At 64.7% G+C, this 19,491-nt stretch carries 21 protein-coding genes; 7 read left to right on the forward strand and 14 right to left on the reverse strand.

Annotation, left to right across the window (positions count from 1 at the left end; genetic code table 11):
• The first annotated feature begins 17 nt into the window (after nt 1–17).
• Nucleotides 18–680 carry an arylesterase gene (locus BMI88_RS10060; RefSeq protein ID WP_078548249.1) on the forward strand — a complete coding sequence of 221 codons (663 nt, stop codon included), beginning with the start codon at nt 18–20 and terminating at the stop codon, nt 678–680.
• A 4-nt stretch (nt 681–684) separates the two neighbouring features.
• Here the strand turns inward: BMI88_RS10060 and BMI88_RS10065 are convergent, their stop codons facing one another.
• Nucleotides 685–1,092 (reverse strand): hypothetical protein, encoded by a 408-nt coding sequence (locus tag BMI88_RS10065; RefSeq protein WP_078548251.1) that lies wholly within the window; start codon nt 1,090–1,092, stop codon nt 685–687.
• A gap of 117 nt (nt 1,093–1,209) precedes the next feature.
• Between BMI88_RS10065 and hemF the strand changes: the two genes are divergently transcribed.
• Nucleotides 1,210–2,109: an oxygen-dependent coproporphyrinogen oxidase gene (hemF, locus tag BMI88_RS10070; RefSeq protein WP_078548253.1), complete on the forward strand. Its 900-nt coding sequence runs from the start codon at nt 1,210–1,212 to the stop codon at nt 2,107–2,109.
• Nucleotides 2,110–2,254: 145 nt separating this feature from the next.
• Here the strand turns inward: hemF and hemE are convergent, their stop codons facing one another.
• A complete protein-coding gene (gene hemE, locus BMI88_RS10075; protein ID WP_078548255.1) occupies nt 2,255–3,286 on the reverse strand; it encodes a uroporphyrinogen decarboxylase in 1,032 nt (343 codons plus the stop codon).
• Between the two features lie 99 nt (nt 3,287–3,385).
• Here hemE and hemC point away from each other — a divergent pair, with 99 nt between their 5' ends.
• Nucleotides 3,386–4,339 carry a hydroxymethylbilane synthase gene (gene hemC / locus BMI88_RS10080; protein WP_078548257.1) on the forward strand — a complete coding sequence of 318 codons (954 nt, stop codon included), beginning with the start codon at nt 3,386–3,388 and terminating at the stop codon, nt 4,337–4,339.
• A 4-nt stretch (nt 4,340–4,343) separates the two neighbouring features.
• Here hemC and BMI88_RS10085 read toward each other — a convergent pair whose 3' ends face one another.
• Nucleotides 4,344–4,904 (reverse strand): hypothetical protein, encoded by a 561-nt coding sequence (locus tag BMI88_RS10085; protein WP_078548259.1) that lies wholly within the window; start codon nt 4,902–4,904, stop codon nt 4,344–4,346.
• A gap of 180 nt (nt 4,905–5,084) precedes the next feature.
• On the opposite strand from BMI88_RS10085, the gene BMI88_RS10090 reads away from it, so the two are divergent.
• Entirely contained in the window at nt 5,085–6,290 is a 1,206-nt protein-coding gene (locus tag BMI88_RS10090; RefSeq protein ID WP_078541972.1) for a hypothetical protein, read from the forward strand.
• Nucleotides 6,291–6,293: 3 nt separating this feature from the next.
• Here BMI88_RS10090 and BMI88_RS10095 read toward each other — a convergent pair whose 3' ends face one another.
• The 3 genes from BMI88_RS10095 to clpS form a co-directional block, all read right to left on the reverse strand.
• Nucleotides 6,294–7,103 (reverse strand): SDR family oxidoreductase, encoded by an 810-nt coding sequence (locus BMI88_RS10095; RefSeq protein ID WP_078520396.1) that lies wholly within the window; start codon nt 7,101–7,103, stop codon nt 6,294–6,296.
• 40 nt (nt 7,104–7,143) lie between these two features.
• Nucleotides 7,144–8,223, reverse strand: coding sequence for a class I SAM-dependent methyltransferase (locus BMI88_RS10100; RefSeq protein ID WP_078548261.1), 1,080 nt, complete (start codon nt 8,221–8,223; stop codon nt 7,144–7,146).
• A 79-nt stretch (nt 8,224–8,302) separates the two neighbouring features.
• The gene (gene clpS / locus BMI88_RS10105) at nt 8,303–8,629 is read right to left on the reverse strand and encodes an ATP-dependent Clp protease adapter ClpS (protein ID WP_088722630.1); all 327 of its coding nucleotides are present in this window, start codon (nt 8,627–8,629) and stop codon (nt 8,303–8,305) included.
• 120 nt (nt 8,630–8,749) lie between these two features.
• On the opposite strand from clpS, the gene BMI88_RS10110 reads away from it, so the two are divergent.
• Nucleotides 8,750–9,448: an HAD family hydrolase gene (locus tag BMI88_RS10110; protein WP_078548263.1), complete on the forward strand. Its 699-nt coding sequence runs from the start codon at nt 8,750–8,752 to the stop codon at nt 9,446–9,448.
• A 287-nt stretch (nt 9,449–9,735) separates the two neighbouring features.
• Nucleotides 9,736–11,553 carry a D-alanyl-D-alanine carboxypeptidase family protein gene (locus tag BMI88_RS10115; RefSeq protein ID WP_338113593.1) on the forward strand — a complete coding sequence of 606 codons (1,818 nt, stop codon included), beginning with the start codon at nt 9,736–9,738 and terminating at the stop codon, nt 11,551–11,553.
• Between the two features lie 191 nt (nt 11,554–11,744).
• Here the strand turns inward: BMI88_RS10115 and ccoS are convergent, their stop codons facing one another.
• The 5 genes from ccoS to BMI88_RS10140 all read right to left on the reverse strand — a co-directional run bounded on the left by ccoS (nt 11,745) and on the right by BMI88_RS10140 (nt 17,067).
• On the reverse strand, nt 11,745–11,906 hold the full coding sequence (gene ccoS, locus BMI88_RS10120) for a cbb3-type cytochrome oxidase assembly protein CcoS (RefSeq protein WP_078520399.1): 162 nt from the start codon (nt 11,904–11,906) through the stop codon (nt 11,745–11,747).
• A 12-nt stretch (nt 11,907–11,918) separates the two neighbouring features.
• Nucleotides 11,919–14,144, reverse strand: a complete 2,226-nt coding sequence (locus tag BMI88_RS10125; protein WP_078548265.1) for a cation-translocating P-type ATPase — start codon at nt 14,142–14,144, stop codon at nt 11,919–11,921.
• A 4-nt stretch (nt 14,145–14,148) separates the two neighbouring features.
• Nucleotides 14,149–14,613: a FixH family protein gene (locus tag BMI88_RS10130; protein ID WP_306461387.1), complete on the reverse strand. Its 465-nt coding sequence runs from the start codon at nt 14,611–14,613 to the stop codon at nt 14,149–14,151.
• Entirely contained in the window at nt 14,610–16,058 is a 1,449-nt protein-coding gene (gene ccoG / locus BMI88_RS10135) for a cytochrome c oxidase accessory protein CcoG (protein ID WP_078548267.1), read from the reverse strand. The genes BMI88_RS10130 and ccoG overlap by 4 nt, the downstream gene beginning before the upstream one ends.
• A gap of 124 nt (nt 16,059–16,182) precedes the next feature.
• Nucleotides 16,183–17,067 carry a LysR family transcriptional regulator gene (locus tag BMI88_RS10140; RefSeq protein ID WP_078548269.1) on the reverse strand — a complete coding sequence of 295 codons (885 nt, stop codon included), beginning with the start codon at nt 17,065–17,067 and terminating at the stop codon, nt 16,183–16,185.
• 100 nt (nt 17,068–17,167) lie between these two features.
• Here BMI88_RS10140 and BMI88_RS19745 point away from each other — a divergent pair, with 100 nt between their 5' ends.
• Nucleotides 17,168–17,332, forward strand: a complete 165-nt coding sequence (locus BMI88_RS19745) for a hypothetical protein (RefSeq protein ID WP_168173968.1) — start codon at nt 17,168–17,170, stop codon at nt 17,330–17,332.
• Nucleotides 17,333–17,626: 294 nt separating this feature from the next.
• Here BMI88_RS19745 and ccoP read toward each other — a convergent pair whose 3' ends face one another.
• From ccoP to ccoO, 3 genes are read right to left on the reverse strand one after another with little or no spacing between them, the layout of a single operon-like run.
• Nucleotides 17,627–18,511: a cytochrome-c oxidase, cbb3-type subunit III gene (gene ccoP, locus BMI88_RS10145; protein ID WP_078520403.1), complete on the reverse strand. Its 885-nt coding sequence runs from the start codon at nt 18,509–18,511 to the stop codon at nt 17,627–17,629.
• Between the two features lie 31 nt (nt 18,512–18,542).
• Entirely contained in the window at nt 18,543–18,743 is a 201-nt protein-coding gene (locus tag BMI88_RS10150) for a cbb3-type cytochrome c oxidase subunit 3 (protein ID WP_078520404.1), read from the reverse strand.
• 13 nt (nt 18,744–18,756) lie between these two features.
• Nucleotides 18,757–19,485 (reverse strand): cytochrome-c oxidase, cbb3-type subunit II, encoded by a 729-nt coding sequence (gene ccoO, locus BMI88_RS10155; RefSeq protein ID WP_078548271.1) that lies wholly within the window; start codon nt 19,483–19,485, stop codon nt 18,757–18,759.
• Between the last annotated feature and the right edge of the window lie 6 nt (nt 19,486–19,491).

A 19,491-nucleotide genomic window follows, 5' to 3' on the forward strand; every position in this document is an offset into this window, starting at 1 on the left:
AGGGAGATGGGCCGCGGATGGGGATACGCAAGCGGATCGCGGCGGGTTTTATCGCCGCAGGGTTGGCACTGGGGGCCGCGCCCGCGATGGCGGAGGTGTCGATCCTCGCATTGGGGGACTCGCTGACCCAAGGCTACGGGCTCGATAATCCGGCGGACGGGCTGGTGCCGCAGCTGCAGGGCTGGCTGCAGGATCATGGGCAGGATGTGAAGGTGATCAATGGCGGCGTCTCGGGCGACACCACGGCAGGCGGGCTGTCGCGGATCGACTGGCTTCTGACACCCCAGCCCGACGCGGTGATCGTGGCTTTGGGCGGCAATGACCTGCTGCGCGGGCTGCCGCCCGAACAGGCGCGGGCGAACCTCGATGGCATTCTGGCAAAACTGCAGGCGAAGGAGATTCCGGCGCTTCTGGCAGGGCTGCCCGCGCCGGGGAATTTCGGGCCGAAATATCAGCAGGATTTCGACGCGATCTATCCCGATCTGGCGCAGAAATACGATGCCGTTCTGGTGCTCAACCTGCTCGCTCCGATCACGGGAACCCCGATCGAGGAGCGCGCCAAGACCGACCTGATGCAGCCCGACAATATCCACCCCTCGCCCGAAGGAGTGAAAAAGGTGGTCTCAGCTCTGGGGCCGAAGGTGCTGGAGCTTCTGGCGAAGGTGAAACAGGGGAGCTGAGCGCTCAGCTCTCCTCTTCGGGATAGGCCGCCTTGCAGGCCGCGATCTGCGCCTCGGCGGCCTTCGACAGCTCCGCCTGCCGCTTCAGCAGCGCGTCGAGCTTGCGTTTCTCGGCGGCCGGGTCGATCGGGATCGGACGCTGGCGCGTCACCGTGTAATCCTCGAGGCACATGCGCGGCTTCTGGATCACCTTGTCGCCCTTGGTGATCGTGTTGTAGCCGCAGACTTCCCAGCGGCTCGAGGTGGTCTCGTAACTCTGCCACGCATAGCCCCGCGCGATGTTGCCCTGCACCTCGCTCACCAGATTGGTGACGCGCCGCAATTCGGTCGTGGACTGGCGGATGCAACGCTCCTGCGGGGTGCCGCAGGCGGCGAGCAGGACGAGCGGGATCAGCATGAGGGCGTGGCGCATGGACTATCTCCTTGATGAGTCGAGCCTACGCCCGCTTCCGACCGCGATCAATCGCGCCCTTCCCGCATCCCTCGGCGCCTGATAAGGATCACGCTAAAGATTTGGGAGGCCCTACGCATGACTGACACGGTTGAGGATTTCGACGCCCGCAAGGCCCGCGCGAGCCAATGGTTTTCCGACCTGCGCGACCGGATCGTCACGGCGTTCGAGGGGCTGGAAGACAGCCATGCGCAAGGCCCGCTTTCTGATCAGACGCCGGGTCGTTTCGAGGTGACGCCCACCGAGCGCAAGGGGCCGAACGGCGAGGACCATGGCGGCGGCAAAATGAGCGTGATGCGCGGCGGGCGCGTCTTCGAGAAAGTCGGCGTGAATATCTCGACCGTCTGGGGCGAACTGGCGCCCCGCGCGCAAAAGGCGATGGCCGCACGCGGCGTACCGGGGATGGAGGACGACCCGCGGTTCTGGGCCTCGGGGATCAGCCTCGTCGCACATATGCAGAACCCGCATTGCCCCGCCGTCCACATGAACACGCGCATGTTCTGGACGCCCGGCGCGTGGTGGTTCGGCGGTGGCGCGGACCTCAATCCGTGTCTTGAGTATGACGAGGACACCGCGCATTTCCACGCCGAGATGCAGGCCGCCTGCGACGCTCATGACAAGACCTATTACGACCATTTCAAAGCCTGGGCGGACGAGTATTTCTTCATCCCCCACCGTGGCCGGGCACGTGGCGTCGGCGGGATTTTCTACGACGATCTGAACACCGGCGAGTGGGAAGACGATTTCGCCTTCACCCAATCGGTGGGCGCGGGCTTCCTGCCCGCCTTCCAGCCGCTGATCGAGAAGCGCCGCGTGCAGGATTGGTCCGAGGAGGACCGCGAGGCCCAGCTGCGCCATCGCGGGCTCTATGCGGAATATAATCTCGTCTATGACCGAGGCACGAAATTCGGGCTCGAGACCGGGCATAACGCCGATGCGGTTCTGATGAGCCTGCCGCCCGTCGCGAAGTGGTATTGAGGGGCTGAGGGCCTCCTAGGCCCAAGGGTGGAGGGGCGCTGCCCCTCTTCGCTTGCGCGAATTCACCCCGGGATATCTTCGCCAAGAGGAAGAGGGGGATGCGCGCCCGAAAGCTCGGACGCGCGCGCTCGGTCGAAACCGCGCGTCAGCCGTTGCGGATCGTCTCGACCATCAGGGCCACATTCTCCGGATCGGCATCGGGGGTGATCCCATGGCCGAGATTGAAGATATGCGGCCCCTTGCTGAAGGCCTGCACCACGTGGCGCGTCTCGTCGATCAGCGCCTGACCGCCGGTGACCATATGCGAGGATGCGAGGTTGCCCTGCACGCAGCCAGACACCTGCACATGCTCGGCGCCCCATTCGGGCGTGATCGAATTGTCGAGCGCGACGCAATCGGCGCCGGTCTTCTGATGGAAGCCGATATAACCCTCGCCCGCCTCGCGCGGGAAGGCGATGACCGGCAGGCCCGGGAAGCGCGCTTTCATCTCGGCGATGATCTTGCGCGCCGGTTCGACGGCGAAATCCTCGAAATCCTGACCTTTGAGCGAGCCCGCCCAGCTGTCGAAGATCTTCACGACCTCGGCCCCGGCCTCGACCTGTTTCGACAGGTATTCGATTGTCGAGACGGTCAGCAGGTCGATGATCTTCACGAAGGTTTCGCGGTCTTCGGCCTTCAGCGCATGGGCCGGGCCCTGATCCTTCGTGCCGCGGCCCGCGATCATGTAGGTCGCGACGGTCCACGGCGCGCCGGCGAACCCGATCAGCGTGGTCTCTTTCGGCAGTTCTTCCGAGAGGATCGAGACGGTCTCATAGACCGGGTTGAGCGTCTCGTGGATGTCGTCCTTGGTCTTGAGCTTGGCGAACCCTTCCGCACCGGTGATGGTCGAGAGGCGCGGACCCTCGCCGGTGACGAACCACAGATCGGCGCCCAGAGCCTGCGGCAGCAACAGAATGTCGGCAAACAGGATCGCCGCGTCGAAGCCGTAGCGGCGGATCGGCTGCAGCGTCACCTCGGCGGCCAGTTCGGGATTGTAGCACAGCGACAGGAAGTCGCCCGCTTTCGCCCGCGTCGCGCGATATTCCGGCAGGTAGCGCCCCGCTTGCCGCATCATCCAGACCGGAGGGGTCGGCAGCACTTCGCCTTTCAAAGCTCGCAGGATCTTCTTGTCGGTCATTCTCGCGCCTCCTCTTTGCACCCCTTCGACGCGACCTGTGGCGTCATGTCAAGCGCAGGGCTTCTTGCAAGGTCCATCTGTCGCGGATATTCCGGGACCATGACACAGATGCCCGATGCGAAATCCCCGCTCAAGATCGGCACCCGCGGCTCGCCGCTGGCGCTGGCGCAGGCCTATGAGACCCGAGACCGGCTGATGGCCGCGCATGGTCTGCCCGAAGACGCTTTCGAAGTCGTGGTGATCAAGACCACTGGCGATGACCGGGCGATGATCGCGGCGGACAAGCCGCTCAAAGAGATCGGCAACAAGGGCCTGTTCACGAAGGAAATCGAAGAGGCCATGGTCGATGGCCGCATCGATATCGCCGTGCATTCGATGAAGGACATGCCGACCGAGCAACCCGAGGGGCTGGTGCTCGATTGCTACCTTCCGCGCGAAGACGTGCGCGACGCTTTCGTCAGTCTCGAATACGACTCGATCATGGCCCTGCCCGAAGGCGCGACGGTCGGCACGTCCAGCCTGCGCCGCCGGGCGCAGCTTGCCCATGTGCGCCCCGATCTGAAACTTGTCGAGTTTCGCGGCAATGTGCAGACCCGGCTGAAGAAGCTGGCGGACGGCGTCGCGGCGGCGAGCTTCCTCGCCTATGCGGGGCTGCGTCGTCTGGGGATGGAGGACTCGGCGCGCGGGCCCATCGCCGCCGAGGAGATGCTGCCGGCCGTCGCGCAAGGCGCGATCGGGATCGAACGCCGGATGGCCGATGCCCGCGCCGAGGCGCTCCTCGCGCCGATCCATGATCTGGTCACCGAGCAGCGCCTGTTGGCGGAACGTGCCTTCCTCGCGACGCTGGACGGCTCTTGCGAAACGCCGATTGCGGGGCTCGCGCTGATCGAGGGCGGCCGGCTCTGGCTGCGCGGCCAGATCCTGCGTCCCGACGGCTCCGAGGCGCTCGCGGGCGAGCGCTGGGGCAATATCGACGAGGGCGCCGCGATGGGCGAGCACCTCGCGCGCGATCTGCTGTCTCAGGCGGGCGAAGGGTTCTTCGACTGGCGCTGAGCACTCAGCACAGAAGCTGACCGGCGGCGCGACGCTCCAGCGCCCGCTCCATCTCGGGGACCTCGCCGTCGCCGAAGCCGCGCAGGGCAAGGCGTTCCAGCGGGCTGATATCGCACCAGAGGTTTTTGAGCACCTTGTCGCGGCGCTTGCGCGGCACATCGGCCAGACGCATCTCGTAGATCTCGTCCGCCGCCGCGAGCAGGCGCGGATGCAAGGCCTCCAGAAGCGGCTCGAACGCGGCACGCGCGGATTTGGCGTTGCGCAACCGCAGGATCGCGCCTTCCCCTATCGTCATCGTCTGGATCAGCGTCCAACCGAGCACGTCGGCGGCACGGTGCGGCGGGATCGGGGCGTGACCGCTGAGGCCGTAGGTGAGGCTCAGAACCCCGCGCTCCTCTTGCGGCATCGCCAGCACCACCCGGGCGCACTCCTGTTCCAGAGCGGTTTCGGCATCTTCCAGACGGCCCAGACGCGGGGTCGTCACCTGCGCGGGCGGAACCTCGGCGCGCAGCAGGATATTGCGGATCACATTGTCGAACTTCAGTGCGATATGACGCGAGAGCATGATGCTTCCTTTTACATGTACAACCTCTCCCGCCCTGCCTTTTGAACTAGCGTTCCAGCGCCGCCGTTCCCTGCCTGTGGCGGTTTTTCGCCGAGCATTTCGCTAAGCCTTTGTAGCTCCACGAGTAAGGCTTCGCGGCTGCCTCTTGAACTTGGACGCCCGAAGGCGCAAAGCGGCGACATGCTACGTCCGATCCGCCTTGTCCTCTCCGATCCTGCTCTGCGTCTCGCCGCCATTTTGCTGGTGCTGTTCGGCGCCCATGCGGCGACGATGGGGCCCTATGTCTCGGCGCTGGCGATCAAGGTGTTCGGCCTCTCGGACCGTGCGTATTCGGGCGTTCTGATGGTGGCATCGGTGCTGTCGGTCTCCGCCTCGGTCGGGCTTGGCATCCTCGCCGATCAGCGCGCGAACCGCCGGGCCATCGCACTTGGCACCTCGGCGATGCTGATCGTGGGCTCGGGGCTGGTGCTGGCGGGCGACAACTGGGTGGTCTTCGTGATCGCCAACGCGCTGATCCTGCCGCTCTCGGCATCGATCTTCGGCCAGCTCTTCGCGCTCTCGCGGCTGGCGGCCTCGACCCACCCCGCAGAGGACAGGCCCGCGATCCTCTCGACGCTGCGCGCGCTCTTCGCGCTGCCTTGGGTGGTGGTGCTGCCGATCTGGTCGGTGGTCTTCGACCGAGGCGCTGCGATGACCTCGATCTACCCGGTGACGCTGACGCTCGGGGCCACGATCCTCGCGCTGACCTTCCTGTTCTGGCCGCGCGACGGGGCGACCCGCTGGCCCGATCCGAAATCGGGGCTGACCTTCCGGCAATCCCTGCACGAGATGGCGAATCTGCCGATCCTCGCCCGCGTCGTGGCGCTTGGGACGATCAACGGGTCGATCATGCTCTATCTCGTCGTGATGGGGCTGGTTTTCGAGGCGACGCCCGGTCGTGGGGCCGCCGATACCGCGCTTTACGCAGGGCTCATGGCGGGGCTGGAGGTGCCCTTCATGCTGGCGCTGCCGCTGGTTCTGGGTCGGATCGAGCGCACGACGATGATCTGGATCGGGGCTGCGCTTTACGCAACCCATCTGGGGCTGCTGCCGCTGCTTGCGCCCACGCCTTACGTCTGGTTTCTCGCCCTGCCTGGCGCGATCGGCGGCGCGGTCGTGCTGACCCAACCGATGGCCTATCTGCAGGACCTGCTGTCGAACCGGCCCGGCGCGGGGGCCTCATTGATGGCGCTGCAGAAACTGGCAGGCGACGGGTTCTCGGCGGCCATCTTCGCCATTGGAACGGCTATTGCGGGCTATGAGCTGGCCGCAGCGGCAGGCGCCCTTCTGGGCGTGGCCGGCGCGGGCGTACTCTGGGCGATGGACCGGCGCGCGGCGCGGTCCTGAGCCTTAGAAGGCCGGGACCTGCACGCGATCCAGAAGACTGCGCCCGCCATCGACATTGATGATCTGCCCGGTGACGAAGCTCGCCCCCGAAGACGCCAGATACTGCACCGTCTCTGCCAGCTCCGACGGCGGCGCGATCCGGCCCAGCGGCGTGCCTTCGCAGATCGCCTCTCGCCAGTCGTCGTTTTCCTTCAGCGCATCCTGCAGCGAGCGGCTCATCACCGAGGCGAAGCTGACGCCGTTCACCCGGATCCGCTTCGGCGCGAGCGCCACGGCGAGCGAACGGATCGCCTGATCCTGGGCCGCGCAGGCGATCGAATAGGCCATCAGCTCGGGCTGGGTACGGTTCGAGGCCAGCGTCGAGACATTGATGATCGAGCCGATCTCGCCCTCGGTGCGACCCTCATCCTCGGCCTGCTTGATCATCCGCTTGGCGGTCATCTGACTGACCCGCAACGCCGATTTCATGTTCTGCGACAGCATCGAGTCGAGCACCTCGACGGACGGATCGAGCGGATCGCATGGCGCGAAGGTGCGCGCGCAATTCACCAGAATGTCGATCCGGTCGAACGCGTCCACCGTGGCCGAGAGCAGGTTCTTCACCGCCAGCTTCTCGCACAGATCGCCCGAGAAATAGCGCACCGGCCCTTCGGTCTTGGCCGTGTCGCCGAGTTCGGCGGCAAGCTTCTCTTCATCGATATCGGCAAACATCACCTGCGCGCCGCGATCGACGAAATGGCGCGCGATGGCCTGACCGATACCGTGGGCTGCGCCCGTGACGATGACGGTCTTGCCGGAAACAGAAAGGGACATTGGGTGTCTCCTCGTGGATGTTGAGGCAGGTTAGGCGAGCTTAGCGCCGCTTGCGAGGGGCAAGGCTGCGTTTCGGCTCGGCTGTGGCGCGCGTGCCCGCCGATTTCCCCGAGGTCTTCCCTGCGGGGATCGGCTTGGCTGCGCGAATGATACGGAAACGGGTCGAGGGACCGCTGGGCGGCGTGACCTCTTCGATCTCGTGGAACGCGGCGGCGAGCGCATCGGCATAGGGCAGATGGCGGTTCGCCACCATCCAGAGCGTGCCCGAGAGCGACAGCATCCCGCGTGCGGCCTGAATGAAGGCCAGCCCCAGCGCCGGATCGGCCCCGCGCGCGGCCCCATGGAAGGGCGGGTTCATCACGACGGCGGTATAGCGCTCTTCCGGCACATGGCGCGTGGCATCGGCCCAAAGGAACTGTGCGCGCGGATCGCTGATGTTGCGTTTCGCGCAATCCAGCGCGACCGCATCCGACTCGACCAGATCGAGCCGTTCGACGCCTTTCTTGGCGAGGATCTGCGCCGAGAGCCAGCCCCAGCCCGCGCCGAGATCGGCGACTTTCGACGGCAGGCTATCGGGCAGGCATTCGGCCAGAAGCGCCGAGCCCTCATCCACCGCATCCGCGGAGAACACGCCCGGACGGGTCACGAAGCCTTCGACCGGGTGAATGTCCTGAGCCGCCCAGTCGCTCAGCAGGTCGGGGGCTGCGGCGAACCATGCGATCTTGCCATGGGCCTTCGCGATCGGCGCGGAAAGATCCACCCGCCCCCGCAACTCCTTGAGCAGCGAGTCGATCCCTTCGGTCTTCACCCCGTCGACATAGATCGGGCCGCCCGGCGCCACGCGCTGACAGGCTTCGGCGATCAGCGCGCGGGCTTCGGCCTTGGCGCGGGGCGCGAAGATGATCGCCGCGGCATAGCTGCCCTCGGCAGTCGGCGAGACGCGAACGCCGCGCTGCGCGAGCACGTCGTGATCGGGCTTCTCGGGCTGGATCGCCACGAGCCGATCGACCGGCAGACCGCCGAGGTCCAGCGTGCCCACAGGCGCGAACAGCGCGATGTCTCCCTCGGGCGGAAGCGCCTCGGGCATCTCGAGAGCGAGCGAAAGTCGCGGATGGCTCATGCAGGGAACCCTCTGAAAGAAACGAGCCCGCCGAATAGGCGGGCGCGACTGAATTTGCAAGGAACCGCTTGGGCGGCCTTTATTCCTTCTCCATCGTGCATTGCAGCGGGTGCTGGTGGCGGCGCGCGAAATCCATCACCTGCGCCACCTTCGTCTCGGCCACCTCGAAAGAGAAGACACCGACCACCGCAAGACCCTTCTTGTGCACGGTCAGCATAATCTCGAACGCCTGCGCGTGGTTCAGACCGAAGAACCGCTCGAGGATATGGACGACGAATTCCATTGGCGTGTAATCGTCGTTCAACAACATGACCTTGTACATCGGCGGACGCTGCGTCTTCGGCCGTGTCTTGGTCGCGAGGGACGCGTCGTTATCGCTGTCGTCCTGGTCGTCGTCGGACATCATGTAAAGAGGCTCGGTCAAGGGCGCTCCGGCATCAGGATTCGTTGAGGGGCTCTGGCGGAATATAGGGTCTTCGTGACATATGAAAAGTCCTTCGACACCTGTGACGAGAAAGGCGGGACCATGCGGCTCACGGCGATTGGCTTCGATGCGGATGATACGCTTTGGCATAACGAGCGTTTCTTTCAACTCACGCATGACCACTTTACCGAATTGCTGCGCGACCACGCCGAGCCCGATCATCTGGCAGAGCGGCTGATCGCGGCGGAACGTCGCAACATCGCGCATTACGGCTTTGGCATCAAAGGCTTCACCCTGTCGATGATCGAAACCGCGATCGAAGTCAGCGAGGGCCGCGTGCCCGCAACGATCCTGTCGGAGATTCTCGCCGCCGGGCGCGAGATGCTGTCGCACCCGATCGAGCTGCTGCCCCATGCACGCGAGACGATCGAGGCCCTGTCGGACGACTACCGCATCCTTCTGGTGACGAAGGGCGACCTGATCGACCAGGAGCGAAAGCTGGCGCAGTCGGGCTTGGGCGATCTGTTCGACGCGGTCGAGATCGTCTCGGACAAGAAAGCCCCGGTCTACACCGAGATTTTCGCGCGCCATGCCGAAGGGGCGGAGCACGGCCTGATGGCGGGCAATTCGCTGAAATCCGACGTGATCCCGATGATCGAGGCGGGCGGCTGGGGCGTGCATGTGCCCCATGAATTGACATGGGCTTTCGAGCATGCCGAGCCCCCGATGGATCATCCCCGCTTCGCGGAATTGCCGCACCTCGGCGCGCTGCCAAATTTCGTCGCGAAAATCACGGACTAAAATCTTTCTTCTCAGAAAAATTTTGCGAGCGCCGCGCCTTTGCGTCGCGTCACCTGCCGCATGACCTCACGCGCGCGCGAGCGGAACCAACCACTGCTAGAGACAACTTCGCGAGAGACCTACCACATATTGCGGTATTGCATGAATGTCGCAGTGAAAGCTCTTGAAAATAGACAGTTTCCAGCCTGCAACACCCATGCTACGCTTCTCTCTAACAAGCCCCGCAAGCTGGCTCAGATCGGCAACGCAAGAAGGGGCAAATTTGAGGCAGTGAAATAGGTGAAACCGTGACCACGCTGATGCGCTGGGTCCGTGATGGGCTATTCGTAATCCTTCTGACACTCATTGCGCCGATCGCTGCGCAGGCCGCGCCCTACGCGGCGATGGTCATGGACATGCGATCGGGCGAAGTTCTCTACTCCAAGAATGCCGACACGCCGCTGCATCCTGCGTCGCTGACGAAGATGATGACGCTCTACATCACCTTCCAGGCGATCGAGCATGGCGAGTTCAGCCTCGATTCCATCGTCACCGTGACGAAGCACGCCGCCAGCCAGCCGCCCTCCCGGCTCGGTCTACGTCCCGGTCAGAAGATCGCCGTGCGCTACCTGATCCGCGCCGCTGCGATCAAATCCGCCAATGACGCCGCAGCAGCGCTCGGCGACTACATCGGCGGCTCGGAAGAAGGTTTCGCCGCGCGGATGAACCGCACCGCCCGGCAGCTGGGCATGAAGAACACCCATTTCGTCAATGCCAATGGCCTGACCCGCAAGGGCCACCTGTCCTCGGCGCATGACATGACGATCATGGGCCGTCACCTGTTCTTCGACTATCCGCAATATTACAACATCTTCTCGCGCCGCTCGGCGGATGCGAAAGTGCGCACCGTCTATTCGACGAACCGCAAATTCCTCGCAGCCTACAAGGGCGCGGACGGCATCAAGACCGGCTATACCTCGGCCTCGGGCTTCAACCTGACCGCCTCCGCACAGCGCGGCAACAAGCGCATCATCGCGACCGTCTTTGGCGGCACCTCCACCGCGCAGCGCAACGCGAAAATGGCCGATCTGCTGGATCTGGGCTTCAAGCGCGCACCGAATAACGCGCCGACGAACCGCCCCCGGATTCCGCAATATATCGAGCCCGCGCAATCGCCGATGCTGATGGCGAACCTCGCGCCGAAGAAGAGCCCGCGCCCCGATATCCGCCCGACCGCGCCGACTGCGGATAGCGATGCGATCTCGATGGCGCTCGCCGCCGCGGTGCAGGCCGATCAGGTGGACGAGAGCACCGACATCCCCGAGGACGTGGCCGAAGGCGCGCAGGACGCTACTGCGGACACGCAAGATGTCGTCGTGGCCGATGCCGGCACGCTCGGGATCGGCGCGGAGATCACCGCAAGCCCCCGCCCGCAGCGCAACCCGCGCGAGATTCAGGTCGCGGACGCGACGAAGGCGCTGCCTGCCGAGGTGACCAAGGCCACCCCGCTGGCACAGGCGCAGGCGCATGACGCCGCCGTCGCCGCCGGCAAGGCCAGCGCGGATGGCAGCGAAGAGCCGAGCGACGTGCAGCTTGCCTCCTACGAGCCCGGCGCGTCGGACGGCCCGAAATTCGTCCAGTCCACCCAGCCGCAGCCGGAGACGATGGAGCTGGCCGAGGCACATACGCTCGATCTGGACCAAAACGGCAAGTCCGATGGCGCCAAGGCCCCGTCCAGCTTCGTGCAGTCGACGGACCCGCAGCCCGAGACCGCGCAGATGGCCGCAGCCCCCGAGAAGCGCAAAAGCGAGATCATCCTCGCCGCTCTCACCCCCCCTGCCCCGGCCCCCGAGCAGAAGCCGCGCGTGGTCGCCCGCGTCTCCAGCTCGGGCGGGCGCAACTGGGGTGTCAGCCTCGGGCTGTTCGGTTCGCGATTCGCCGCAGAGCGCCACATGCTGACCACGGCACTGATGGAAAGCGACACTTTGGGCGAAGCTTTGCGCAAAGTGGCCACCCGAAAGACCGGTTATGAGGCGAATTTCGTAGGAATGACCCAAGACATGGCACAACTGGCCTGTGCAAGGCTCGAGTCTCGCGCTATGGACTGCAAAGTGGTCGGCCCCTGAGAGTCTTCCCTTAGGGGCAAAATATGAAAAGCCGCGCTTGGTCAGCGCGGCTTTTCCTTTTTTCGGACCTTGTGGCACCCGCCGCGCAGATCGCACCGACAGGAGCCTCCGGCGGGGATATTTGTGCCAAGGCGAAGGGGCGCGGTTCTGAGGGGATCAGGCCGCCCGGCCCGGCCCTCCGCGTCGCGCGCTCAGTCCTGCTTCGGGTGGTCGTCGAACTCGTCGGACAGGATACGCTCGGCATCGCCTTTCGGGTCGTCATACTGATTGTTCTTCAGCGACCAAAAAAACGCCCCGAGGCCAATCCCGCCGAGCAACAGGGAAATCGGAATCGAATAGAGAAGAACCTCCATGAGGGGCTCCTTTCAGCGCAGGCGCAGCGAGTTGAGCGAGACCGTGATCGAGCTGGCCGACATCGCGAGCGCCGCCATCAGCGGCGTCGCAAGCCCCGTCAGCGCGAGCGGCACGGCGATGATATTGTAGACGATGGAGATGCCGAAGTTCTGCTTGATCCGGCGGCGGGCGCGCACCGAGATCGAGGTGGCATCGGAGACCGGCGCGAGATCCTTGCCCAGAAGCACGATATCCGACGCCGTGCGCGCCGCATCCAGTGCGGAGGCGGGCGATACCGAGACATGGGCGGCAGCCAGCGCGGCGGTGTCGTTGAGACCGTCGCCCACCATGAGCACGCGGTGGCCCTGTTGGGTGAGATCGCTCACGAGCTGCGCTTTCTCCGCGGGCAAGGCGCCGGCGCGGTAGGTGTCGATCCCGAGGCGCGTGGCGAGATCGCTCACCGCGCCTTCGACATCGCCCGAGACCAGCCAGACCTGCTTGCCCTGCGCCTTCAGACCGGCCACGGCCTCTTCGGCCCCGGTGCGCAGCGTGTCGGCAAAACGGATCGAGATCGGGGCCGCCTCACCGATCGCGAGATGGGTCGCTGTGGTCGTGCCGTCCTCGGCGCCGATCCAGTTCGCACGACCGAGCCGCACGCGCTGGCCCTGCCAGACGCCCTCGACGCCGTAGCCCGGAACTTCGCGCAGATCGCTCAGCGTGGCGGGGACGACCCCCTGCCCTGCCGCCGCCTCGTGCAGCGCGCGGGCGAGCGGGTGGCTCGAACCTTCGGCCAATGCCATCGCGACAGACAGCGCCTCGGGCGAGAGATCGGAGAGGTTCTGCGGGCGCGGCGCGCCCATGGTCAGCGTGCCGGTCTTGTCGAAGACGACCGTGTCGATCTCGGCCATACGCTCCAGCGCGGTGCCATCCTTGATCAACAGGCCCTTGCGGAACAGCTTGCCCGATGCTGCGGTCACCACGGCAGGCACCGCAAGCCCCAGCGCGCAGGGGCAGGTGATGATCAGCACCGCCGCCGCGATGTTCACCGCCAGACGGAAATCGCCGCCGGTGATCCAGGCCCAGGCGCAGAACGCACTGAAGGACAGGATATGCACGATCGGCGCATAGGCCCGCGCCGCCCGTTCGGCGAGCGAGGTGTATTTGGTTTTCGCGCTCTCGGCCATCGCGACGAGATCGGCCATCCGATGCAGCGAGCTGTCGCGCCCGGCTGCCGTCACGCGCAGGGTCAGCGGCCCGGTCAGGTTCACCTCACCGGCGGAGAGCGTCATTCCGGGCAGCACCTGCACGGGGAGGCTTTCGCCGGTCAACAGCGAGCGGTCGCTCTCGGATTGGCCCTCGGTCACTTCGCCATCGGCTGGGATACGGCCTCCCGGGCGCACCCGGATCAGATCGCCGGGCACCAGTTCGCCCACGGGCACGGTGACCTCGTCGCCGTCGCGCAACACGGTCGCGCGGGGCACTTCCAGCGCGGCTAGCTCTTCGGCGGCCGAGCGCGCCACGGCGCGGGTGCGATAGTCGAGATAGCGGCCCACCAGCAGGAAGAAGGTGAGCATCGTCGCCGCTTCGAAATAGGCATGTGCCCCGGAATGCATCGTCTCGAACAGCGAAATCCCGAGCGCGAGCAGGATCGCGAGCGAGATCGGCACATCCATCCCGAGACGCCCGCCGCGCAAGCACGCCCAGGCATTGGCGAAGAAGGGCTGGCCCGCGAAGATCGTGGTGGGCAGCGCGATCGCCGCCGAAATCCAGTGGAAGAGGTCGCGCGTCGAATCCTCGGCCCCGGACCAGACCGCGATCGAGAGCATCATGATGTTCATCATCGCGAAGCCCGCGACGCCCATGCGCATCAGGAGGTCACGTCCGCGCTTGTCGGCCTCGGTCGCGGACAGCATGCCGGGATCGAGCTCGTGCGCCTCATAGCCGATCTTGTCGAGCGCCGCGATCAGCCCCGCCGGCTCGACATCGCCCGCCGCATCGACCGAGGCGCGTTTCAGCGTCAGGTTCACCCGCGCCGATTTCACGCCCGGCTGCTTCATCAGCTCGCGTTCGACATCGGTGATGCAGACCGCACAATGCGCCGTGGGCAGCGACAGCATGATCCGCGCGCCCTTGATGTCACCCGACTTCGCTATCTGCTCGGCCGAGGGGGCCGCGATGCAGGCGGGACAGGCCGAAGCCGAGACATGCTCGTCCTCGAACGGTTCGCTATGCGATGGAGAAGCGGGCGACACCGACATCGGCTCAGCCTTTCACGAACAGGTCAATCCGCTGGCGGAACTCCGTGCCGTCGGCGGCTTTCGCGTCGAGATGCACCAGCCAGACGCCCGGCGCAAGATCGAGCTTCGTGGTGAAGATGCCGCCGACATAGTCGAAATCGGGCGTCATGTCATCGCGGACATGGGTGGTGCGCCCGACAAGCGCCTTGAACTCGGCCACCCTCGCGGGCAGCCCGTCCTCGTCGCGGATCACGAAGCTCAGCTTGCCGTCGGAATATTCCGGCGACACGGTCCAGCCGAGCGCATCCTGCGCCAGTTTCTCTTCATTGAAGGTCTGCGAGGCGACATAGGAATTGTCGACCTCGAGGCCGGGGAACGTGCTGACGGCCTGCCACGCCATGACGAGGTTGACCGCGATGATCACCCCGAAGGAGGCCACCGCGATCATCAGCACTTTTCTTCCGGTCAGCGGTTTCGCCATCTCGGTCATTGTACCCTTCCGTTGAATACGGTCGTCTCCGACACGCGATCAGTATTGGTCATGTCCTCGATCCACATCGTCAGTTCGGTGCGCTCGCTGGTGGCGATGGACGAACCGGGCTCGGCGACAATATAGACCCTTTGGGTCATGGTTTCATCTGCGGGCACCGTCACGGTGTTTCCGTCCTGGCCTTCCAGCAACACGCTCAGCGTGCTTTGCTCGGCCGGATCGGGGGCTTTGACGGAGACCTTGAACTCGGTCGCCTCGCCCGCCTTGTTGCGCAGCCGCAGCGTGTAGATGTTGCGGATCGCGCCAGAAGGCTCCACCACGAAGAGCGGATCGCGGTTCGGCGTCACATTGAAGTCGATGGGCGAGCGCATGAAGAGCGCGACCACCAGACCGATGCCGATCAGCGACCACATCGAGAAGTAGAGGATCGTGCGCGGGCGCATGATGTGCTTCCAGACATTGATGACCGGATTGCCCGAGCGCTCGTTCGCCTCGTCCTTCAACGCCATGTAGCCGATGAGGCCGCGCGGCTTGCCGATCTTGTCCATCATCTCGTTGCAGGCGTCGATGCACAGGCCGCAGGTGATGCATTCGAGCTGCTGGCCGTCGCGGATATCGATGCCCATCGGGCAGACGTTGAAGCAGGCCATGCAATCGATGCAGTCGCCCTGCGTCGGATCGTGCTGGCCCTTCTTGAGCTTGCCGCGCGGCTCGCCGCGCCATTCGCGATAGGCGATGGTGATCGTGTCTTCGTCCATCATCGCCGCCTGAATGCGCGGCCACGGGCAGGCGTAGATGCAGATCTGTTCGCGGGCGAAGCCGCCGAAGGCGAAGGTCGTGAGCGTCGCCACCGCGATCGTCGTATACGCGATCGGCGAGGCGGTGCCGTGGAACAGATCGGTCAGCAGCGTCGGCGCATCGGTGAAGTAGAACACCCAGGCCCCGCCGGTCGCGACGCCGATCAGCAGCCAGAGCACCCATTTCGTGATGCGCTTGCGGAACTTCTCGGCGTTCCATTTCTGACGCAGCAGACGGATACGCGCGTTGCGGTCGCCCTCGACCCAACGCTCGACAAGGATGAACAGATCGGTCCAGACGGTCTGCGGGCAGGCATAGCCGCACCAGACGCGCCCCAGCGCCGAGGTGAACAGGAACAGGCCAAGGCCCGCCATGATCAGAAGGCCCGCGACGAAGTAGAATTCATGCGGCCAGATTTCGATCATGAAGAAGAAGAAACGGCGGTTCGCGAGGTCCAGAAGCACCGCCTGATCAGGCAGTTCCGGGCCACGATCCCAGCGAATCCACGGCGTGATGTAGTAGATGCCAAGCATCACCGCCATGAGCACCCATTTCAGGTTGCGGAACTGGCCGTGCACGCGGCGCGGAAAGATCGGCTCGCGGGCGGCGTAAAGCGGCGGGGGATCGACTGGTTCGGTGGAGCTCACGACTCTCTCCGTTCATATATTTCTCTGCGTCACAGGCTCTTCTGGTATGACACAGTCGTGAAGGCTTTGACCTGCGTCAAAAAGACAGGTCTGCCATACAGGAAATCTTCACTGGTTGGTATTTTTACTGGTCACCGGCATGCGCCGCTTGCTTGAAGAGCCAAGACATGAACTGGCGTAGCGCCGGTCGCCTCACGCCCGGTCGCGTAACCGTGTAATAGCCTTTTTCCTCGCTGTCTTCAAACAGTAGCCGCAACCGCCCGGCCGCAATATCCTGCTCCACCCAGACCAAGGCGGTCACCGCCACCCCCTGCCCGCCGCGCGCCGCTTCGAGCAAAAGATTGCCCGGCATCGCTGTCAGGCTTTTGGCCTGATCCTGCGTGACACCATGGCGCGCGAACCAGTCGGTCGACTCGGAGGTGCCGAGTTCTTGCAGCCACGGCAGGCCACGCAAATCCGCCGGACAGTCATACCGCCCCTCCCCCACCAGCGCGGGGGCCGCGACCACGACGATGGGCGAGCGCACCAGAAGCCGCGACTCGAGACCGGGCCAGTCCCCCGATCCGTAGCGCAGCGCCATCTCGACCCCGCCCGGCGCAAGCGTGGAGACGGTCGCCGAAGGGTCGATGGTCAGACCGATCTCGGGATGGGCTTCGCGAAAGTCCGGCAGCCGGGGCAACAGCCAGGCCGAGGCGAAGCTTGGCGTGGTGGCGATTTGCAGCGGGCGGGAGTCGGCGGTGTCGCTCAGCGAAGCGACCGCTTCGGCAATCGTGCCGAACCCGTCGCGCAGCGCCTGCGCAAGGCGGCGACCGTCGGGCGTCAGCGCAGGCCGCGGGCCCGACCGGTCGACAAGCGTCACACCGAGCCGCTCTTCGAGCCCGCGCAATTGCTGACTGACGGCCGCATGCGACACGTTGAGCGCACGCCCCGCCTGAGCCACCGAACCGGAGTCGGCAAACGCCGAAAAGGCCCGCAGCGCGGTCAGGGAGGGAAGGGTTCGCCAGTCCATATCCGTAACTTCATCTTACATCGTGGAAAGTTTCCTGAGTCGCATCTTCGCGTAAATAGCGCATCCTGACCAGAGTTGCCCCGCCTTCAGGAGATCAGACATGAAAGATGGAGTTACGCCCGACACGCTATTGCTGCTCGCCCGCATGGGCCTCGACGTGCCGCAAAGCAACTGGCCGCACCTGCCGGACCCGATAGACTCGCGCAAGCGCCATCGCGCACCGCGTCCCTCACTGCGCCAACGGTTTCGGGAGTTTTGGAAATGATCGGGATCTGGGCGCAGAGCTTCACCATCGCCACGGGCCTCGATCAGAGCCCCGGCCTGCCGGCGGCCCGCTCGCATCGGCGTTCACATCGGCGTGCAAAGACAAGCGCGGAGCTTGTTTTGCCCAAGGATGACCCCAAGATAGACGACAGGTAACCCTCGACAAACGAGAGGGCCCCGCGACGGGGGCCCTCTGAAATTGGGCACCGGCACCCCCAGGAAACGCGCGAACAGGACGGGGTGCCGGTGCGACCCGCCAGACCAAAGCCCCGCGGGATCTCTGTATTTTCGACCGTTACTGGCCGCCGCCCAGACTGTGAACGTAGGCCGCCACGGCGCGGATATCCGCTTCCGACAGACGCTCGTTCCAGTTCGGCATAACGCCAAAGCGGGCGTTGGTGACCGTGTAGGTCAGCGTGTCCACATCCCCACCGTAAAGCCAGACGGCGTCGGTCAGGTTGGGCGCACCCTGCATCTGGTCGCCGGTGCCATCTTCAGCATGGCAGGCCGAGCAGTTGTCCATGAAGACGGTCTCGCCTTCAGTGGCCATTGCTTCGTCATGGTCCTGACCCGAGATCTTGCGGACGTATTGCACGACCTGATCGATCTGCGCGGGCTCGAGAAGCTCGTCCGTGCCGAAAGCGGGCATTTGCGAGTAACGTGCCTCGCCATCCGGGTCCGTCTCGTTGCGGATGCCGTGCGTGACGGTGAAATGGATGTCCTCCATCGTGCCGCCCCACAGCCATGCGCTGTCGAGAAGGTTCGGATAGCCCAGCTTCGAGTTGCCGCCCGCACCCGCACCGTGGCACTGCGCGCACCAGGTCCGGAACACGGCCGCACCGGCGTTCTGGGTGTAGTTGTTCAGCTCGGGATCGCTCGAGATTTGGTCGAGATCGACCGAGACGAGCTTCTCCTGGATCGGCTTATTCGCCGCAGCGAACTTGTCGATATCGGCCTGCACATTCGCGCGGGTCGACGAGTGCATGATCCCCGGCGTCGCGCCGGATTTGAAGATCGGCCATGCCGGCATCGCGATCGAGTAACCGATCCCCCAGATGACGCAGGCATAGAAGGTCCACAGCCACCATTTGGGCAGCGGATTGTTGTATTCCTCGATGCCGTCCCACTGGTGACCCGTGGTCTCGACCTCGTGCTTGTGCTTGCTTGGTCTCTTGCTCATGTTCTCCACGCCTCCTTACAACGTGGCGCCGTCAGTCCTTGGAGGACCGGCTCTCGCCGGCCTCCGAGGCATTGGCGGGTTTGTCTTCGTGCCGGAACGGGATCTCGGACGTATCTTCGTAGGTCTTGCGCGAACCGGGCCGGAAGACCCAGGCCACGACGGCCAGGAAGAAGACGAACATGAAGATCAGAAACCAGCTGTCCGCGAATTCCCTGAAGATGTGATAGTCCATTGATCAGCTCCCCTTACCGGCTGGCCACGGGTTCGAAGGTCGAGAAATCGACCATGGTGCCGAGCACCTGCAGATAGGCGACGAGTGCGTCCATCTCGGAAATGCCCGGGCGACCGTCGAAATTACGGACGTTCGTCGCGTTGGGATAACGCTCCATCAGCCCGTCATAGTCGCTGTTCGGATCGGCCTGAGCGGCAAAGTCCGCCTTGGCGTTCTCGATCATGTCCGAAGTGTAGGGCACGCCCACCATCGCATCGGTCGAGAGCCGCTCGTCGATATGCGCGGGATCGACCATGCGATTGAGCAGGAAGCCGTATTTCGGCATCACCGATTCCGGCACGACCGACTGCGGATTGGTCAAGTGATCCACATGCCAGGCGTCCGAGTAGCGGCCGCCGACGCGGGCGAGGTCGGGCCCCGTCCGCTTCGAGCCCCACTGGAACGGGTGGTCGTATTGCGACTCCGCTGCCAGCGAGTAATGGCCGTAACGCTCCACTTCGTCGCGCATCGGGCGGATCATCTGCGAGTGGCAGACATAGCAGCCCTCGCGGATGTAGATATCGCGCCCGGTGAGCTCCAGCGGCGTGTAGGGCCGCACCCCTTCGACGTCCTCGATGGTGTTTTCGAGGTAGAAGAGCGGTGCGATCTCCACGATGCCGCCGATCGTGACGACCAGGAAGGCGAAGATCAGCAGGAGCGTGGCGTTCTTTTCAAGAACACTGTGCTTGTCGAGAAGTCCCATCTGTTC

This window comes from Thioclava sp. F36-6 (assembly GCF_002020305.1).
Taxonomy (GTDB): Bacteria; Pseudomonadota; Alphaproteobacteria; order Rhodobacterales; family Rhodobacteraceae; genus Thioclava; species Thioclava sediminum.

Excerpts from the sequence above, each read along its gene's own strand:
- BMI88_RS10100 (WP_078548261.1), bottom strand. The coding sequence starts at position 8,223 with ATGAGCCATCCGCGACTTTCGCTCGCTCTCGAGATGCCCGAGGCGCTT.
- hemE (WP_078548255.1), bottom strand. The coding sequence starts at position 3,286 with ATGACCGACAAGAAGATCCTGCGAGCTTTGAAAGGCGAAGTGCTGCCG.
- BMI88_RS10090 (WP_078541972.1), top strand. The coding sequence starts at position 5,085 with ATGCTACGTCCGATCCGCCTTGTCCTCTCCGATCCTGCTCTGCGTCTC.
- clpS (WP_088722630.1), bottom strand. The coding sequence starts at position 8,629 with ATGATGTCCGACGACGACCAGGACGACAGCGATAACGACGCGTCCCTC.
- BMI88_RS10125 (WP_078548265.1), bottom strand. The coding sequence starts at position 14,144 with ATGTCGGTGTCGCCCGCTTCTCCATCGCATAGCGAACCGTTCGAGGAC.
- BMI88_RS19745 (WP_168173968.1), top strand. The coding sequence starts at position 17,168 with ATGAAAGATGGAGTTACGCCCGACACGCTATTGCTGCTCGCCCGCATG.
- BMI88_RS10130 (WP_306461387.1), bottom strand. The coding sequence starts at position 14,613 with ATGACCGAGATGGCGAAACCGCTGACCGGAAGAAAAGTGCTGATGATC.
- ccoS (WP_078520399.1), bottom strand. The coding sequence starts at position 11,906 with ATGGAGGTTCTTCTCTATTCGATTCCGATTTCCCTGTTGCTCGGCGGG.
- BMI88_RS10065 (WP_078548251.1), bottom strand. The coding sequence starts at position 1,092 with ATGCGCCACGCCCTCATGCTGATCCCGCTCGTCCTGCTCGCCGCCTGC.
- BMI88_RS10110 (WP_078548263.1), top strand. The coding sequence starts at position 8,750 with ATGCGGCTCACGGCGATTGGCTTCGATGCGGATGATACGCTTTGGCAT.
- BMI88_RS10140 (WP_078548269.1), bottom strand. The coding sequence starts at position 17,067 with ATGGACTGGCGAACCCTTCCCTCCCTGACCGCGCTGCGGGCCTTTTCG.
- BMI88_RS10060 (WP_078548249.1), top strand. The coding sequence starts at position 18 with ATGGGGATACGCAAGCGGATCGCGGCGGGTTTTATCGCCGCAGGGTTG.
- hemF (WP_078548253.1), top strand. The coding sequence starts at position 1,210 with ATGACTGACACGGTTGAGGATTTCGACGCCCGCAAGGCCCGCGCGAGC.
- BMI88_RS10150 (WP_078520404.1), bottom strand. The coding sequence starts at position 18,743 with ATGGACTATCACATCTTCAGGGAATTCGCGGACAGCTGGTTTCTGATC.
- ccoO (WP_078548271.1), bottom strand. The coding sequence starts at position 19,485 with ATGGGACTTCTCGACAAGCACAGTGTTCTTGAAAAGAACGCCACGCTC.
- hemC (WP_078548257.1), top strand. The coding sequence starts at position 3,386 with ATGACACAGATGCCCGATGCGAAATCCCCGCTCAAGATCGGCACCCGC.
- ccoP (WP_078520403.1), bottom strand. The coding sequence starts at position 18,511 with ATGAGCAAGAGACCAAGCAAGCACAAGCACGAGGTCGAGACCACGGGT.
- BMI88_RS10085 (WP_078548259.1), bottom strand. The coding sequence starts at position 4,904 with ATGCTCTCGCGTCATATCGCACTGAAGTTCGACAATGTGATCCGCAAT.
- BMI88_RS10095 (WP_078520396.1), bottom strand. The coding sequence starts at position 7,103 with ATGTCCCTTTCTGTTTCCGGCAAGACCGTCATCGTCACGGGCGCAGCC.